Source organism: Cobetia sp. 4B (assembly GCF_018831605.1).
Lineage (GTDB): Bacteria > Pseudomonadota > Gammaproteobacteria > Pseudomonadales > Halomonadaceae > Cobetia > Cobetia amphilecti.
Window position 1 is genome coordinate 3,864,731 of the sequence record NZ_CP059843.1, and the last position, 16,103, is coordinate 3,880,833.

General features: G+C 63.8%; 15 protein-coding genes. 13 read left to right on the top strand and 2 right to left on the bottom strand.

Annotated elements, in window-relative coordinates; genetic code table 11:
• Position 1: 1 nt before the first annotated feature.
• From H2O77_RS15795 to tatC, 11 genes are all read left to right on the top strand, one after another.
• The gene (locus H2O77_RS15795; protein WP_043332968.1) at positions 2-655 is read left to right on the top strand and encodes an SPOR domain-containing protein; all 654 of its coding nucleotides are present in this window, start codon (positions 2-4) and stop codon (positions 653-655) included.
• Positions 656-987: 332 nt separating this feature from the next.
• Positions 988-1,509 (top strand): ATP-dependent protease subunit HslV, encoded by a 522-nt coding sequence (gene hslV, locus H2O77_RS15800; RefSeq protein WP_043332970.1) that lies wholly within the window; start codon positions 988-990, stop codon positions 1,507-1,509.
• Position 1,510: 1 nt separating this feature from the next.
• Positions 1,511-2,836, top strand: a complete 1,326-nt coding sequence (hslU, locus tag H2O77_RS15805) for an ATP-dependent protease ATPase subunit HslU (RefSeq protein WP_043332972.1) — start codon at positions 1,511-1,513, stop codon at positions 2,834-2,836.
• Between the two features lie 343 nt (positions 2,837-3,179).
• Complete coding sequence (locus H2O77_RS15810) at positions 3,180-3,539, top strand: DUF971 domain-containing protein (protein WP_043333080.1); 360 nt, start codon at positions 3,180-3,182, stop codon at positions 3,537-3,539.
• 147 nt (positions 3,540-3,686) lie between these two features.
• Positions 3,687-4,433, top strand: a complete 747-nt coding sequence (gene ubiE, locus H2O77_RS15815; RefSeq protein ID WP_043332974.1) for a bifunctional demethylmenaquinone methyltransferase/2-methoxy-6-polyprenyl-1,4-benzoquinol methylase UbiE — start codon at positions 3,687-3,689, stop codon at positions 4,431-4,433.
• Positions 4,434-4,440: 7 nt separating this feature from the next.
• Positions 4,441-5,109: an SCP2 sterol-binding domain-containing protein gene (locus H2O77_RS15820; protein WP_131432768.1), complete on the top strand. Its 669-nt coding sequence runs from the start codon at positions 4,441-4,443 to the stop codon at positions 5,107-5,109.
• Positions 5,106-6,734, top strand: coding sequence for a ubiquinone biosynthesis regulatory protein kinase UbiB (gene ubiB / locus H2O77_RS15825; RefSeq protein WP_043332979.1), 1,629 nt, complete (start codon positions 5,106-5,108; stop codon positions 6,732-6,734). The genes H2O77_RS15820 and ubiB overlap by 4 nt, the downstream gene beginning before the upstream one ends.
• Before the next feature lie 201 nt (positions 6,735-6,935).
• Entirely contained in the window at positions 6,936-7,271 is a 336-nt protein-coding gene (locus H2O77_RS15830) for a phosphoribosyl-ATP diphosphatase (protein ID WP_043332980.1), read from the top strand.
• 109 nt (positions 7,272-7,380) lie between these two features.
• Complete coding sequence (gene tatA, locus H2O77_RS15835) at positions 7,381-7,635, top strand: Sec-independent protein translocase subunit TatA (protein ID WP_043332981.1); 255 nt, start codon at positions 7,381-7,383, stop codon at positions 7,633-7,635.
• A 5-nt stretch (positions 7,636-7,640) separates the two neighbouring features.
• Positions 7,641-8,039 (top strand): Sec-independent protein translocase protein TatB, encoded by a 399-nt coding sequence (tatB, locus tag H2O77_RS15840; protein WP_215823517.1) that lies wholly within the window; start codon positions 7,641-7,643, stop codon positions 8,037-8,039.
• On the top strand, positions 8,039-8,830 hold the full coding sequence (gene tatC / locus H2O77_RS15845) for a twin-arginine translocase subunit TatC (RefSeq protein WP_043332983.1): 792 nt from the start codon (positions 8,039-8,041) through the stop codon (positions 8,828-8,830). Before tatB ends, tatC begins: the two co-directional genes overlap by 1 nt.
• Before the next feature lie 159 nt (positions 8,831-8,989).
• Here the strand turns inward: tatC and elbB are convergent, their stop codons facing one another.
• Positions 8,990-9,676, bottom strand: a complete 687-nt coding sequence (gene elbB / locus H2O77_RS15850; RefSeq protein ID WP_054556514.1) for an isoprenoid biosynthesis glyoxalase ElbB — start codon at positions 9,674-9,676, stop codon at positions 8,990-8,992.
• Between the two features lie 652 nt (positions 9,677-10,328).
• Here elbB and hemB point away from each other — a divergent pair.
• Together hemB and ppk1 are read left to right on the top strand one after the other, a co-directional pair.
• The gene (hemB, locus tag H2O77_RS15855) at positions 10,329-11,348 is read left to right on the top strand and encodes a porphobilinogen synthase (RefSeq protein WP_215823518.1); all 1,020 of its coding nucleotides are present in this window, start codon (positions 10,329-10,331) and stop codon (positions 11,346-11,348) included.
• 48 nt (positions 11,349-11,396) lie between these two features.
• The gene (gene ppk1 / locus H2O77_RS15860; RefSeq protein WP_131432772.1) at positions 11,397-13,682 is read left to right on the top strand and encodes a polyphosphate kinase 1; all 2,286 of its coding nucleotides are present in this window, start codon (positions 11,397-11,399) and stop codon (positions 13,680-13,682) included.
• Between the two features lie 203 nt (positions 13,683-13,885).
• Here the strand turns inward: ppk1 and H2O77_RS15865 are convergent, their stop codons facing one another.
• Positions 13,886-16,027: a PhoX family phosphatase gene (locus H2O77_RS15865; RefSeq protein ID WP_215823519.1), complete on the bottom strand. Its 2,142-nt coding sequence runs from the start codon at positions 16,025-16,027 to the stop codon at positions 13,886-13,888.
• Positions 16,028-16,103: the final 76 nt, after the last annotated feature.

Sequence of the window (16,103 nt, forward strand, 5' to 3'; positions counted from 1 at the left end):
CATGGCTGCTCGCCGCCCCGCCAACAAGAAGCCCGCCTCCCGCCAGGGGGCGAGCCCCCGTCGGCAACCCGCTGCCAGCCAGAGTCGTGGTCTGCCCGGCTGGCTGTGGGGCATCATCGGTCTGATCGCCGGCTTCGCTCTCGCGCAGTACTTCGAGAAACAGGCCCCGCGTCTGCCGGTCGCGGCCATCGTGCCCAAGGCCAACACGCAGCAGAACGGACAGCAGAACGGGCAGCAGGCCGCCAAGCAGGGCAACCAGCAGCAGAAGGAAGCCCCCGAAGAGTCCGCCGGCAACATGCCGACCTTCGAGTTCTACACCCTGCTGCCGGAAACCGAGGTGATCGCACCCAAGGTGGATGAGTACAAGTCCACGCCGCGCCCGGGCAGCGCCGAGAGCACCAAGAAGTCCGAGGCCTCGCTGACCAACTACATGTTGCAGGCCGCGTCCTTCCGCGAGATGAGCGATGCCAAGAAGCTGGCCGGCAAGCTCAAGGACCTTGGCCTGCTGGCCAAGGTCAGTGACGTCAATGCCTCTGGCGGTACCGTCTGGCACCGGGTGCAGGTCGGTCCCTACAAGGACACCCGCGAGCTCAATCGCGCCCAGGACCTGATGAACACCCAGGGCATCGAGCCCCTGTTGATCAAGCTGCAGTAAGCCAGGCGTGAGCCTTGCGACAGACGGGCCCGCTCATTTATTGAGCGGGCCCGTTGCATGAGGGCGCAGACCAGGGCCGATCGCAGTCAACGCTGAGTCGCCGATGACTTGAAACCCGTATCGGCGCCCCCATCTACAGCATTCCGGTGAGATATCAGGCCCGCGCGCCGCCCGCCAGGCGGTGCAGGATCGCGGCAAGCAGTGGCAAGCGCCAGGCTGACGATCACCACCCGTTTTACGCGACGAGGCCACGGCCTCGTCTGCCCAGAAATGCCATGCCCGGCCCCGTTCACCTTATTCCAATCGCCGGCATGCTCTCTCAGGAGTTATCCATGACCACGATCGTCTCCGTGCGTCGCAACGGCCAGGTCGCCCTGGCTGGTGACGGCCAGGTATCCCTTGGCAACACTGTCATGAAAGGCAACGCCGCCAAGGTGCGTCGTCTGTATCGCAATCAGGTACTGGCCGGTTTCGCCGGTGGTACCGCCGATGCCTTCACGCTGTTCGAACGCTTCGAAGCGCAGCTCGAGAAGTATCAGGGCCAGTTGGTGAAGTCCGCCGTGGAGCTTGCCAAGGAGTGGCGCTCAGACCGCGCCCTGCGCAAGCTTGAGGCCATGCTGGTGGTCGCCGACAAGCACGCCTCCTTGATCATCACCGGCAACGGTGACGTGGTCGAGCCCGAGCACGGCGTGCTGGCCATCGGCTCCGGCGGCAACTACGCCGAGGCCGCTGCCCGCGCCCTGATCGAGAATACCGAGCTTTCCGCCCGCGAGATCACCGAGAAGTCCATCTCCATCGCGGCCGATATCTGCGTCTTCACCAACCACAATGCCATCATCGAGGAGCTATCCTGAGATGTCCCAGATGACCCCGAAGGAAATCGTCAACGCCCTCGATCAGCACATCGTCGGCCAGCCTGAAGCCAAGCGCGCCGTGGCGGTTGCCATGCGCAACCGCTGGCGCCGCATGCAGCTCGATGACGATCTGCGCCCGGAAGTCACGCCGAAGAACATCCTGATGATCGGCCCGACCGGTGTCGGCAAGACCGAGATCGCCCGTCGTCTGGCCAAGCTGGCCGGCGCGCCCTTCCTCAAGATCGAGGCGACCAAGTTCACCGAGGTCGGCTATGTCGGCCGTGACGTGGAATCCATCATCCGCGACCTGGTCGAGGTCGCGATGAAGCTGGTGCGCGAAGACGCCATGAAGGAAGTGCGCGACAAGGCCGAAGATGCCGCCGAAGAACGCATCCTCGACGCCCTGCTGCCGCGTGTGCGTGGCGAAGAATACGACGCTGCCGCCAACAACAGCAGCACGCGCCAGATGTTCCGCAAGAAGCTGCGCGAAGGCCAGCTGGATGACAAGGAAATCGACATCGAACTGAGCCCGGCCAGCCAAAGTCTCGATTTCGCCACCCCGCCGGGGATGGAAGAGATGACCAGTCAGCTGCAGTCCATGTTCTCCAACATGGGCAAGCAGCAGAAAGAGAGCCGTCGCATCACCGTCAAGGAAGCGCTCAAGCTGGTTCACGAGGAAGAAGCGGCCAGAATGGTCAGCGATGAAGACCTCAAGAGCCGTGCCATCGAGGCCGTCGAACAGAACGGCATCGTCTTCCTCGACGAGATCGACAAAGTCGCCAAGCGTGGCGAATCCGGCAGTGGCGGCGATGTGTCCCGTGAAGGCGTGCAGCGCGATCTGCTGCCGCTGATCGAAGGCTCCACCGTGTCCACCAAGCACGGCATGGTCAAGACCGACCACATCCTGTTCATCGCCTCCGGTGCCTTCCACCTCTCCAAGCCGTCGGACATGATTCCGGAGCTGCAGGGCCGTCTACCGATCCGTGTCGAGCTCAACGCCCTGACGCCGGAAGACTTCAAGCGCATCCTGACCGAGCCGTCCGCCGCCCTGATCCGTCAGTACAAGGCATTGCTGGCGACCGAAGGTGTCGAGCTGAGCTTCGCGGATGACGCCATCGAGCGCATCGCGCAGATTGCCTATCAGGTCAACGAAGGCACCGAGAACATCGGCGCCCGTCGTCTGCACACCGTGATGGAGCGTCTGCTGGAGGAGATCTCCTACGAGGGTGGCGATCAGCCCGGCGAACTCAAGGTCGATGCCGCCTACGTCGATGCCCGTCTGGGTGATCTGGCGCGTGATGAAGACCTGTCGCGCTACATCCTCTGACGACACGCTCACGCGCCTGACAGCCCCTCATGGAAGCCAGTCCCGTTCCTGAGGGGACTTCTGACGCCCGATCCGGCTTGGCCCGGATCGGGCGTCAGTGCATCATGCGCACAAGACACATCGACCGGCCAAGCGCCGCGCTCGACGCCTATCTGCCTTCGCCATGCCGCCCTGCGCCCCACGCCGCCGCGCGGCATGCAAGCCCGAGGATGCCCCGATGAGCCACGACACTCCCAAGGACGCCGCCGCGTCCCACGACGCTGACACCAGCGGCCAGCAGCGCGACTACCGCCTCAACGAGCGCCATGCCCGCGATGGTGAAGAGGCCCCGGTACCGACGCGCGTGCACTACCACAAGTCAGAGCGTGAACTGGAACTGGGCTACGCCGATGGCCAGAGCTTCCGCCTGAGCACCGAATTCCTGCGCGTGATGTCGCCGTCGGCGGAAGTGCGTGGCCACGGTGTCGGCCAGGAAACCCTGCAGGTCGGCATGCGCTACGTCGGGCTGACCAACATCACCCAGAGCGGCCGCTACGCGCTGAAGCTGCACTTCGATGATGGCCATGACAGCGGCCTGTATACCTGGGAATACCTGTGGGAACTGGCCAATCGCCGCGACGCCATGTGGGCCTACTACCTGCGTCAGCTGGAAGAGGCCGGCGCCTCGCGCGAACCACTGGGCATTCCGCTCAACCAGCTGTAAGCCACTGATGCCACTGGGCGCGGCAAGATGTCCGAGTCGACGTCTTGCCAAAAGACAGCCCGCTGGCCAGCGGTTACAATCGAGCCACTGCGAAAGCTCACCATATTGTGCTGACGTCGCCACGGCGGCGTCACAACAGGGGAAGTCATGGACAAGCGTACGACTCACTTCGGTTATCAGGAAGTTGCCGTGGACGAGAAGGCAGGCCGCGTCGCGGATGTCTTCCACAGTGTCGCCGCCAAGTACGACGTGATGAATGACCTGATGTCGTTCGGCATCCACCGTCTGTGGAAGCGCATCACCCTGGAGCGTGCCGGCGCCCGTCCCGGCCAGTCGGTGCTGGACATCGCCGGCGGCACCGGTGACCTGACGCTGAAGTTCTCGCGTCTGGTCGGCCCGAAAGGCCGCGTGGTGCTCGCCGACATCAATGCCTCGATGCTCAACGTCGGCCGCGACAAGCTGCTCGACCGTGGCGTCGGCGGCAACGTCGAATACGTGCAGGCCAATGCCGAGGCCCTGCCCTTCCCGGACAACACCTTCGACATCATCACCATCGCCTTCGGGCTGCGCAACGTCACCGACCAGGCCAAGGCCCTGCGCTCCATGCAGCGCATCCTCAAGCCGGGTGGCCGTCTGCTGGTGCTGGAATTCTCCAAGCCGGTCAATCCGCTGCTCTCCACCGCCTATGACCAGTACAGCTTCCGGCTGCTGCCCAAGATGGGCGAGATGGTCGCCGGCGACGCCGACTCCTACCGCTACCTGGCCGAGTCCATCCGCATGCACCCCGACCAGAAGACGTTGGCCGGCATGATGGAAGAGGCCGGTCTCGAGCGCGTCGAGTACACCAACCTGACGGGCGGCATCGTCGCGTTGCACCGCGGTATCAAGCTCTGAGGCTGTCATGGCATTGCTGACCCCCCTGCTGTTGGCGACCGCTGAGCGGACGCTGAATCAGCTGCTTGCTCGCGACCCGGCCTCGACGTCGCGCCTGAATGCGCTGGCAGGCCGACGCCTGCTGGTGCGTGTCGAACGCCCCGCCTTCGACCTGCTGGTGCACTTCGACCTGCAGGGCCTGCACCTGTTGCGCCTGCCCCAGGCCAACGAGAGCGATGGCGATGTGGTGGTGGAGCTCGACATGGAGACCGCCGCCGCCCTGCTGTCCGGTGAATCCATCGAGCGCCTGATGTTCGAGGGCCGCCTCGCCGTGCGTGGCCGTATCCATCTGCTGGAGAGCGCCCGAGACCTGGTGATGGACCTCGACCTGGACTGGGAAGGTGCACTCAGTGAGTGGTTCGGCGAAGCCCCCGGCCATAGCCTGGCCAGCGGCCTGCGCAGCCTCGGGCGTTTCGGTCTGATCAGTCGCCGCGAGCTGGAGCTGGACCTGCGCGAGTACCTCACCGAGGAGGCGCGCTGGCTGCCCGGTCAGGCACAGATGCGCGTCGCCCGCGACGAGCTGACCGAGCTGACCCAGTGCCTGGATCGCACCGAAGCACGGCTGGCGCGGCTGCGTCGTCATCTCGAGGCCGCCACCTCTCATCAACCTGCCGAGCGGGAGTGCCAGCCGTCGTGAGACTCTATCGCCTGCTGAGCATCCTGTGGGTCATCGCCCGCTACCGCCTCGACGACCTGGTGCCGCCGGGGCGCGTGCCGGCCCTGCTGCGCCCGCTGCTCAAGCTGTCGCCGCTGCGTCTGTTCCCCATCGGCAGACGCACGCGCGGCGAGCGTCTGCGTCTGGCGCTCGAGGCCCTCGGCCCGATCTTCATCAAGTTCGGCCAGATGCTCTCGACGCGCCGCGACCTGCTGCCGCCGGACATCGCCGACGAACTCAAGCGCCTGCAGGATCAGGTGCCGCCGTTCGAGAACCAGGTCGCGCGGGAGCTGGTCGAGCAGGAACTCGAGATGTCGGTCGAGGAAGCCTTCGCCGAATTCGAGGCCCAGCCTCTGGCCTCCGCCTCCATCGCCCAGGTACATGCCGCACGCCTGCACGATGGCTCGGACGTGGTGGTCAAGGTCATCCGACCACGCATCGAGGAAGTGATGCGCAAGGACATCGGTCTGCTCTACATGTTCGCGCGGCTGTTGATGAAGGTCTCGCCGGAAGCCCGACGCCTGCGCCCGGTCGAGGTCGTCGCCGACTACGAGGCGACGCTGTTCGACGAGCTCGACATGCACAAGGAGGCTGCCAACACCTCCCAGCTCAAGCGCAACTTCCTCGACTCGCCGCTGCTCTACGTCCCGGCCATCCACTGGCCACTGACGCGCCGCCGCGTAATGGTGCAGGAGCGCATCCGCGGCATCCCGGTCGCCGATATCGAGGAGCTGACCGCGCAGGGCACCGACCTCAGGAAGCTGGCCGAACGCGGCGTGGAGATCTTCTTCACCCAGGTATTCCGCGACAACTTCTTCCACGCCGACATGCACCCCGGCAACATCTTCGTCTCGCGCGAGAACCCGCACGACCCGCAGTTCATCGCCATCGACTGCGGCATCGTCGGCAGCCTGACCCGCGAAGACCAGGACTATCTGGCCCGCAACCTGCTGGCCTTCTTCCGCCAGGATTACTACGAGGTCGCGGCGCTGCACATCGAGTCCGGCTGGGTCGGCGAAGGCACGCGCGCCAACGAATTCGCCGCCGCCATCCGCGCCGTCTGCGAGCCGATTCTCGAGAAGCCGCTCAAGGACATCAGTTTCGGTCAGGTCCTGCTGGGGCTGTTCCAGACCGCGCGCCGCTTCAACATGGAAGTCCAGCCGCAGCTGGTGTTGCTGCAGAAGACCCTGCTCAACATCGAGGGCCTCGGCCGCCAGCTGTATCCGGACCTCGACCTGTGGGCCACCGCTCGCCCCTATCTGGAGCGCTGGATGAAGGAGCGCGCCGGTCCCAAGGCGTTCTGGGCCGAGATGGTCAAGCAGGCACCGGAGCTGTCGCATCAGCTGCCACAGCTGCCGGCGATGGCCTTCCAGGCCATGGAGCGCATCGAGGACGAGCATCGCGCCCGTCAACGCCAGACAGAAGCCATCACCACGCTGCGCGACCGGGTCAATCACGCCTCCAGCACCAGCTGGCGGCTGCGCGCGGGCCTGCTGCTGGTGGCCGGCGCGTTCGGTTGGCAGCCCCTGATGGCCTGGGCGGAGACCCAGCCCGTGGCGGTACTGGTGGGCGCAGGACTGGGAATCGTGTTATTGCTGTGGCGCTAGCCGCAGGCAGACATGATGGCCTGACTGGCCCGGCGCGCAACGACACTTGCCGCCCCATGGGACGCAGTGCAATATGAATGACATATAACACTTGCATCCTGAGTCGCCTGCCCACGCCGTGCCGTTTGCCGTGCAAGGTGTGCCGTCAGCGCAGAACTCGATGACTTAACGCAAGACCCAAGCTTTCAGGAATGATGATTCATGAGTGATATTCTCAACCGTCTGTCAGTGGTACTGGCAGAACGGCGCGACGCTGACCCGACCTCCTCCTATGTCGCGAGCCTGCATCACAAGGGCCTCAACAAGGTACTGGAGAAGATTGGCGAAGAGGCGACCGAAACCGTACTGGCCGCCAAGGATTTCGCTCACGACGACGTGGACTCGCAGCGTGCCGTGATCGGTGAGACCGCTGACCTGTGGTTCCATTCACTGGTCATGCTGTCGCACCTGGGGCTGGATCATCAGGAAGTGCTGGATGAGCTGGCACGCCGCTTCGGTGTTTCCGGCCATGATGAAAAGGCCGCTCGCGGCCAGTGAAGGACCCGTATTCTTCCGGCGCAAGTCGGCTTTCCGGCAGCGGTGCCAGCACCCTGCAAGTCTCAAGGCCCAATGACCCGGTGTCAGCGGCCCAAATGGAGAATTTCCCATGTTAGGTGGCATCAGTATCTGGCAGCTTCTCATCGTGCTCGGCATCATCATCCTGATCTTCGGGACCAAGAAGCTGCGCAACGTCGGCTCTGATCTCGGCGGTGCCGTGAAGGGCTTCAAGGGCGCGATGAAGGAAGAAGAGAAGAAGAGCGACGAGCCGACTGCCCAGCAGAAGGTCGCGCATGAGGAAAAGCGTGGCGACACCATCGATGTCGAGGCCGAGAGCCGCGATACCGCTGACAAGCGCTCGTAACCCGCATGTTCGATATCGGCTTTTTTGAACTGGCATTGATCGCGCTGCTGGCGCTGATCGTGCTCGGCCCGGAGCGTCTGCCCCGGGCCGCCCGCACTGCGGGTCTGTGGCTGGGACGCATCAAGCGCAGTGTCTCGGGCATTCAGCAGGAAATCAGTGCCCAGCTGGAAGCCGAGGAACTGCGTCAGACGCTCAACGAGCAGAAGAAGCAGCTCGATGAGACGCTCGCTCATGCGCGCAACGAGGCACGCGATGTCGAGCGCGGCATCACCGAGTCCAGCACGCCCCGCGATGCAGGCGCCTCCGGCGCTGAGACCAGCCCCCGCCCTGCCGAGAATGGTGCGCCGGCCAGCGAGCCGAGCACTGCTTCCGACACCCGTGAATCACGAGAGCCACGTTCCTGATGAGTGATCCACATGCCTCACCGTCAGGTGGTCAGGGCGACGCCGCACATGCGCCGCTCATCGAGCACCTGATCGAGCTACGCTCGCGCTTGCTGCGCGCCACCCTGGTGGTGCTGGTGGTATTCGCCGCGCTGTACGGCTTCTCCAACCAGATCTACCTGTATGTCGCCGAACCGCTGATGGCATTGCTGCCACCGGGTTCGCAGATGATCGCCACCGAAGTGGCCTCGCCCTTCCTGGCGCCCTTCAAGCTGACATTGGTGGTGGCGCTGTTCCTGGCGATTCCCGCCGTGCTCTATCAGGCCTGGGCGTTCATCGCGCCGGGCCTCTATGAGAACGAGAAGGCGTTGGCCCTGCCGCTGCTGGCCTCCAGCATCCTGCTGTTCTATGCCGGGGCGGCCTTCGCCTACTACGTGGTGTTCCCGCTGTTGTTCCAGTTCTTCACCACCACGGGCCCCGAGAACGTGGCGATCATGACGGACATCAATCAGTACCTGAATTTTGTCCTCAAGCTGTTCTTCGCCTTCGGGGTGGCCTTCGAGATTCCCATCGCCACCTTCCTGCTGATCTGGACCGGCGCGACCACGGTGGAGGCACTGAGCAAGAAACGCCCCTATATCGTGATCGCCTGCTTCGTGGTCGGCATGCTGCTGACACCGCCGGACGTGATCTCGCAGTCACTGCTGGCGATTCCGATGTGGCTGCTGTTCGAGGTCGGCATTCTGGCCTCGCGCCTCTTCAAGCGCCGGCGTGCGGCCTCAGACGATGAGGCATCGCAGGAAGCGCCCTGAACGTGGCTGCCAGCAGTCGGGCATCAGAATCAGAGCATCAAAACAGAAAGCCCCGCCGGGTCACCGGCGGGGCTTTCTGTTACTGGGGGCTTTGTGTTGCCAATGAACTTGCTCAGACCAAGCGCGCTCTTTCACGACAAACGCACCGGCGTGTCGAGATCAGTCCTGCTCGGCGGCACGCGCCTTGTCGTCCTCGATCCAGCTATCGATGCGCTCGACCAGCTTGAAGATGCCCTGGGCCGCTTCGCTGATGCGCTCCGCCAGCAGGTAGGCCGGAGTGGTGACGACACGGTTGGCGGCGTCGACGACGATGTCCGTCACCTCACAGCTCTTGTGCAGGCCGCCCTGGGCACTGATCGCCCCGGAGACGCTGGCGTCGTTGCCGATGGTGACCGAGATGCCCTCCCCCAGCAGCTTGGGCACCATCACCGGCGCGATGCACATCACGCCGATCGGCTTGCCGGCCGCGTGGAAAGGCTGCACCGCGTCCTGCAGGCCCGCGACGAGCTCGAGGTCCTCACCCTTGACGGCAAAGTCACACAGATTCTTGGCGGCGCCGAAGCCGCCGGGCAGGATCAGCGCATCGAAGTCGTCCGCTGACAACTCTTCCAGCGGGCGCACCTTGCCACGTGCCAGACGCGCGGACTCGACCAGCACGTTGCGGGTCTCCTCCATCTCGTCGCCAGTGCCGTGATTGATCACGTGGTGCTGCGCGACATCCGGTGCAAAGCACTCATAGGCAATGCCCAGCTGATCGAGACGCAGCAGCGTCAGGGTAGTTTCATAGATCTCGGAGCCATCAAAGACACCGCAACCGGAAAGGATCAGGGCTACCTGCTTGGTCATGGGTTACTCCATTGACGATGAGCTGTGCGCGGCGATTGCCGGACAGGTCAGAAAAGACTAATACAAGCGCGTGACTGATTCGAATGCCGAGCCTCATTTCATGCCCGGCGTCATGCCAGGCGCGAGACGCTTCAGCGGCACCGAAGCTGCGCGACCGCCACGCGGCAGACAGTGACAGGCGTGCAGGCGAGGCATGTCACTGCGCATCCTCTCAAGACTATGGGCGGCCCTGGCACAACTCAAGTGCTGCTCCTCGTCCACTCGTATGCCATCAAGGCTCTGGTGCCGGAGGCTTGCCGCGGTGTCCGGACTCGTCTTGCAGCCCCACACACCCGCCCCATACGGGGCGTGCATGAGGCGCGACACCGCGACACATCTCCTGCACCTGTGGCCACAAGTCAACGCTGATATACTGGATTGACCCTGCCACAGGGACGACGGCTCCCGTCACGGGCCACCCACTTGCAGGCTGCAAGCCAGCCCTCTCGTCGCCCGACAGACGCCTTGTCGTCATGTTCAGCCCCTGCTGGCACCTCACGTGACCGGCCTTGCCCCATGACCGCTGGCATCACTGTAATATTAATGAAATATTATAGACCTAGACTGCCTGCGACCATCACGGGAGCGGACCACCCGACCCGGAGAGCATTTCTTGAGCCAACGTACCCCGCGCCAGTTTCCTGCGACTCGTATGCGCCGTATGCGCAAGGACGACTTCTCTCGCCGCCTGATGCGTGAAAATCAGCTGACGGCCGATGATCTGATCCTGCCGGTCTTCGTTCTCGAAGGCTCCCAGCGTCGTGAAGCCGTGCCCAGCATGCCGGGCGTCGAGCGCCTCTCCATCGACCTCATGGTCGAAGAATGCCGCGCCGTCCACGCTCTGGGCGTGCCGGCCATCGCGCTCTTCCCGGTAGTCGATGCCGAGGCCAAGACGCTGTATGCCGAAGAATCCTACAATGCCAACGGCCTGGTGCAGCGTTGCGTGCGCGCCTTGAAGGAAGCGCTGCCGGAGCTGGGCGTCATCACGGATGTCGCGCTCGACCCCTACACCGTTCACGGTCAGGACGGCATCCTCGACGAAGACGGCTACGTGCTCAACGACCGCACCGTCGAGACCTTGATCAAGCAGGCGCTGTCACACGCGGAAGCCGGTGCCGATGTCATCGCGCCCTCCGACATGATGGACGGCCGCATCGGCTCCATCCGCGCCATGCTGGAACAGGAAGGCCTGATCAACACGCGCATCATGGCCTACTCGGCCAAGTACGCCTCCAACTACTACGGCCCGTTCCGTGACGCGGTCGGTTCGAGCGGCAATCTGGGCAAGGCCGACAAGCAGACCTACCAGATGGACCCCGCCAACAGCGATGAAGCGCTGCACGAAGTGGCCATGGATATCACCGAAGGTGCGGACATGGTGATGGTCAAGCCGGGCATGCCCTATCTTGATGTGGTAACGCGTGTGAAGCGCGAGCTGGAAGTGCCGACCTTCGCCTATCAGGTCAGCGGTGAGTACGCCATGCACATGGCGGCTTTCCAAAACGGTTGGCTGGATGCCGACAAGGTCATTCTCGAGTCGCTGATGTGCTTCAAGCGTGCGGGTGCCGACGGCATCCTCACCTATTTTGCTCGCCAGGCGGCCGAATTGCTGGCGCAGAAAAACCGCCTTTGACAACCCCGGCCATTGCGGATGCGGCTGACCGGGATCATGGAGTTGATGATGGAACAGACGCCCAAGCAAGACACCGACAACAACACGGCGACCCTGCCGGAAGTCGCTGACAGTCGCGACAAGGATGCTGCCCCCAAGGCAGCATCCACCCCACGGGAAGGCGAGATCGAGCTGGCGGCGGATGAGCCGCCGGCTCAGGAACCGCTGCCCCTGCGCGTCAACCGGACGCGTACCGGTATCCATGCCAAGGCCACCCCCTCCCCCGAGGCTGATCTCGCTGATCCGGCGCTGTACTTCAATCGCGAGCTGTCCAACCTGCAGTTCAACATCCGCGTACTCGAGCAGGCCAAGGATACCTCGCATCCGCTGCTCAACCGCTTGATGTTCCTGCTGATCTTCACGTCCAACATGGACGAGTTCTTCGAGATTCGCGTGGCGGGTCTCAAGCATCAGATCGCCTTCGATCGCACCGACCCCGGCTGTGACGGCATGCTGCCGAGCAAGGTGCTCGATGAGGTGTCCCGCATCACGCATGAGCAGGTCGAACGCCAGTACCGCATGCTCAACGAGGACCTGATCCCCGCGCTGGAAGAGCAGCACATCCGCTTCCGTCGCCGCAATCAGTGGAACGATGCCCAGAAGGCCTGGGTGCGCGATTACTTCGAGGAAGAGATCCAGCCGGTCATCAGCCCGATCGGTCTCGACCCGTCGCACCCATTCCCGCGCCTGGTCAACAAGAGCCTCAACTTCATCGTCGAGCTGGAAGGCAAGGATGCCTTCGGTCGTGAAGGTGGCCTGGCCATCCTGCCGGCCCCGCGCTCGCTGCCGCGTCTGATCCGCATCCCGGATGGCCTCGTCGAGCCGGGGTATACCGAATACGTCTTCCTGTCCTCGATGATCCACGCTCACGCCCAGGAGCTGTTCCCGGGCATGAAGATCAAGGGCTGCTATCAGTTCCGCCTGACCCGCAACGCCGACCTCTCGGTAGATGCCGAGGATGTCTCCGACCTGGCCTCCGCGCTGCGCGGCGAGCTGCTGGCACGCCGCTACGGCGACGGGGTGCGTCTCGAGGTGGCCGACAACTGCCCGGAAGCGCTCTACACCTTCCTGCTCAAGCAGTTCGATCTGGAAACGCGTGACCTCTATCAGGTCAAGGGCCCGGTCAACCTCAACCGCCTGATGGAAGTCATCGGCGACGTCGGCCGCGAGGACCTGCTCTACGCCCCGTTCACCCCGGGCATTCCCAAGGCGCTCAAGGGCGACAACAGCCTGTTCGATGCGATCCGTCGCGAGGACATCCTGCTGCATCACCCCTTCCAGTCCTTCTCCCCGGTCGAGAACCTGCTCGCCGAGGCGGCGCGTGACCCGAACGTGCTGGCCATCAAGCAGACCCTCTATCGCACCGGCGCCGACTCCAACATCGTCTCCTCGCTGGTGGAAGCCGCACGTCAGGGCAAGGAGATCACCGTGGTGATCGAGCTGCGGGCGCGCTTCGACGAGGCCGACAACCTGCAGCTGGCCTCACGCCTGCAGGAAGCCGGCGCCATCGTCATCTACGGCGTGATGGCCTACAAGACCCACGCCAAGATGTTGCATATCGTGCGACGTGAACACGGCGAGCTGCGTCACTACGCGCACCTGGGCACCGGTAACTACCATGCCAAGACGGCACGCCTGTATACCGATTACAGCCTGCTGACCGCCAACGAGACGCTATGCGAGGACGTCCACAAGGTCTTCCAGCAGCTGACCGGCATGGGCAAGCAGCGCAATATCGAGAAGCTGCTGCACGCGCCCTTCACGCTGCATGAGCGCATGGTGGAGATGATCGACCGTGAAGCGCGCAACGCCGAGAAAGGCAAGCGCGCCCACATCATCATCAAATGCAATTCACTGACCGAGCCCAAGCTGATTCGCGCCCTCTACCGCGCCTCGCGTGCTGGCGTGCAGTGTGACCTGATCATCCGCGGCGTCTGCTGTCTGCGCCCGGGCGTGCCGGGGATTTCCGACAACATCCGCGTACGCTCGGTGATCGGTCGCTTCCTCGAACACACGCGCACCTTCCACTTCCACAATGCCGGTCAGCCGGAAACCTGGTGCTCCAGCGCGGATTACATGGAGCGCAACATGTTCCACCGCGTCGAGACCTGCTTCCCGCTGCTCGACAAGAAGCTGGCCCAGCGTATCCGCAAGGACCTGGACACCTATCTGGTCGACAACTGCCAGAGCTGGCGTCTGGAAAGCGATGGCCACTACACCCAGCTGGATGCCGGCGACGCGGAACCGATCAGCGTGCAGGAAACCCTGCTGTTCGCCTACGCCGCCAAGGCCTGATCGCGCTCGACGAGGTCAGGACAGAACAAAGCTCATGAACTCTCGGCCCTCACGCTTGCGTGGGGGCCGTTGTCGTTGGCCCTCCCCACCCGCTTGATCGACCAAGCGCCCTCAAGCGAAGCGGGGCCAGGTTCAGGCGCATGAAAAAGCCCCCGTATCCTCGATACGGGGGCTTCGCGTTCACACCTGACGCGCGGCTTTCATCAGACGCCGATCTGGCCGCCATCTTCGCGCTGGATGACCACGGTCGCGGCGCGGGCACGCACACTGCCGTCGGTCTCGGCGGTGGCATCATCGCTCTGCGGCCAGTTGGCCGGGTGCTGGATGTTGATGAACATCGCGGTCTTGTCCGGGGCGGTGAAGATCCCGGTGACTTCACAACCGTTCGGGCCCACCGCGAAGCGCTTGAGCTGCGCCTGGTTGTCGGCACCGATCACGGCCGCATCTCCCTCGGCCTGCTCGAGACCTGCCGGCACGACCGCCAGCAGCTGGTCATTGGTGACCTCGGTGATACCTTCGTAGCCGTTGTCGGTCTGGATCCACAGGATGCTGTCCTGACCTTCGCGGCCGTCGAAGTAGAGGCCATCGGGACTGGCGAACTCGTTCATCTCGGTCAGGCCGGACAGGTTGTCGGCATCGCTGGCCGCTGCGCCGAACACGAAGATCTCCCAATCGAAGGCCTTGTGATCGCCCGCTTCACGCCAGCGGATGATCTGACCCGCCTCGTTGTTGCCACGCGGATTGGCCGCGTTGGTCGGCGCCGTCTTGTAACCGACACCCGGCTCCTCGATGGCGGTGCCATCGTTGGTGAAGGCGGCGTCAGTGCCTTCCTCGGTGCGCTTGGAGTTGTTGGTCAGCGTCATGTAGACCTCACCGGACACCGGGTCCACCGCACCCCACTCCGGGCGGTCCATCGGGGTCGCGCCCATCAGGTCAGCCGCATCGGTGGTGTGGATGATGATGCCAGCCAGATCATCGGCCGCCAGCCCCAGTGCCTCGGCCAGGGTGCGGCCATCCTTGGTCACGGCGTCCGGGGTCAGCTTGAGCCACATGCCGGTGCCATCGGCGGAGAACTGGGCGACATACAGCGTGCCCTTGTCCAGGTACTTGTCGCCGATCGCCAGGCGGTCCTTGAAGTCACCGGCGCCACGGGCATCAGCGGCGTCCCACTTGGCGTCCGACACGAACTTGTAGATGTACTCGTTGCGCGAATCGTGACCGGAGTAGAAGACCACCGGCTCACCCTCGACCAGCTTGCCCGGCCAGCAACCTTCGTGACGGAAGCGGCCAAGCGCGGTGCGCTTGATGGCCTGCTCGCCGGTGTAGGGGTCGATCTCGACGATATAGCCGAAGGTCCGCGGTTCGTTGCGGTAATCCTTGTCGGCGCTGTCTGCCGTCGGCGTGTTGTCGAAACGCGCGAACTCGCCATCGACTTCACTGGCATCCCCGGCGGCGGTTTCCCAGCCATAGCGGCCACGCTCGGTCTCGATGCCGATGCGGTTGTCATCGAGCTGACGATCGCTGCGCTTGACGAAGTAACCCGGCCAGTTCTCTTCGCAGGTCAGGTAGGTGCCCCACGGGGTGTAGCCGTTGGCGCAGTTGTTGTTGGTACCACGGGTGCGCATGCCATCCGGCGAGAAGGCCGTCTTGACGTAATCGCTGCCCGCTACCGGGCCGCTCAGCTTCATTTCGCTGGCGCTGGTGTAGCGGCGGTTGTAGCGCGAATCGCCTACCACTTCCCACTTGCCGTTGCTGGCCTTCTTGACCTCGACGATGGTCACGCCGTGGGCATTGATCTCGGTGCGCACTTCATCGGCCGGACGCTTGCCGGAATCCGCATTGGTCGCGCCACCCTTGGGTGCCCACAGAGCATCCTGATCGATGTATTCGTTGTTCATGACCAGCAGGAAGTTGCTGGAGGCCGTGTCGTCACTCAAGGCGAAGTTGTGCATGCCATCGTGATGCATGCCGACTGTGTTGAGCTGGATCTCCGGCGTCATCGCCAAATCCTTGCTCCACTTGGGTGCCTTGGCATTGAGCGGCGTGCCCCACGGCGCCAGCACCTGTGCGGTATACCCCTTGGGAACCACGACTGCATCCGTGCGTGAACCCTTGATCGATTCGAAGGCCAGTGCCAGAGCCGTCTTCTCGCCCGCAGCATTGCTGGCGGCGTTGGCCGTGGTGCTCAGCCCCGCAAGACCGAAACCACCCAGCATGCTGGCAGCCGCCATGCCCAGGCCACCCTGCAGGACACGACGACGCGAGATGTGTCGTTCGATGACGGATGAGAACGTCTCGTTGCTGCTGGGATTAAGCAGGCGATGGTCTTCGATTTCCTTGCTCATGTCGCTTCCCCGTAGTCAGGTTTCGGGTTGTTCTGTTCAGGCATGCCCCTTGAGGGCATGCCGAAGGCAACAAGAG

Coding starts and splice junctions, on each gene's coding strand:
- H2O77_RS15795 (WP_043332968.1), top strand. CDS start 2: ATGGCTGCTCGCCGCCCCGCCAACAAGAAGCCCGCCTCCCGCCAGGGG.
- hslV (WP_043332970.1), top strand. CDS start 988: ATGACCACGATCGTCTCCGTGCGTCGCAACGGCCAGGTCGCCCTGGCT.
- hslU (WP_043332972.1), top strand. CDS start 1,511: ATGTCCCAGATGACCCCGAAGGAAATCGTCAACGCCCTCGATCAGCAC.
- ubiE (WP_043332974.1), top strand. CDS start 3,687: ATGGACAAGCGTACGACTCACTTCGGTTATCAGGAAGTTGCCGTGGAC.
- H2O77_RS15820 (WP_131432768.1), top strand. CDS start 4,441: ATGGCATTGCTGACCCCCCTGCTGTTGGCGACCGCTGAGCGGACGCTG.
- H2O77_RS15830 (WP_043332980.1), top strand. CDS start 6,936: ATGAGTGATATTCTCAACCGTCTGTCAGTGGTACTGGCAGAACGGCGC.
- tatA (WP_043332981.1), top strand. CDS start 7,381: ATGTTAGGTGGCATCAGTATCTGGCAGCTTCTCATCGTGCTCGGCATC.
- tatB (WP_215823517.1), top strand. CDS start 7,641: ATGTTCGATATCGGCTTTTTTGAACTGGCATTGATCGCGCTGCTGGCG.
- tatC (WP_043332983.1), top strand. CDS start 8,039: ATGAGTGATCCACATGCCTCACCGTCAGGTGGTCAGGGCGACGCCGCA.
- elbB (WP_054556514.1), bottom strand. CDS start 9,676: ATGACCAAGCAGGTAGCCCTGATCCTTTCCGGTTGCGGTGTCTTTGAT.
- ppk1 (WP_131432772.1), top strand. CDS start 11,397: ATGGAACAGACGCCCAAGCAAGACACCGACAACAACACGGCGACCCTG.
- H2O77_RS15865 (WP_215823519.1), bottom strand. CDS start 16,027: ATGAGCAAGGAAATCGAAGACCATCGCCTGCTTAATCCCAGCAGCAAC.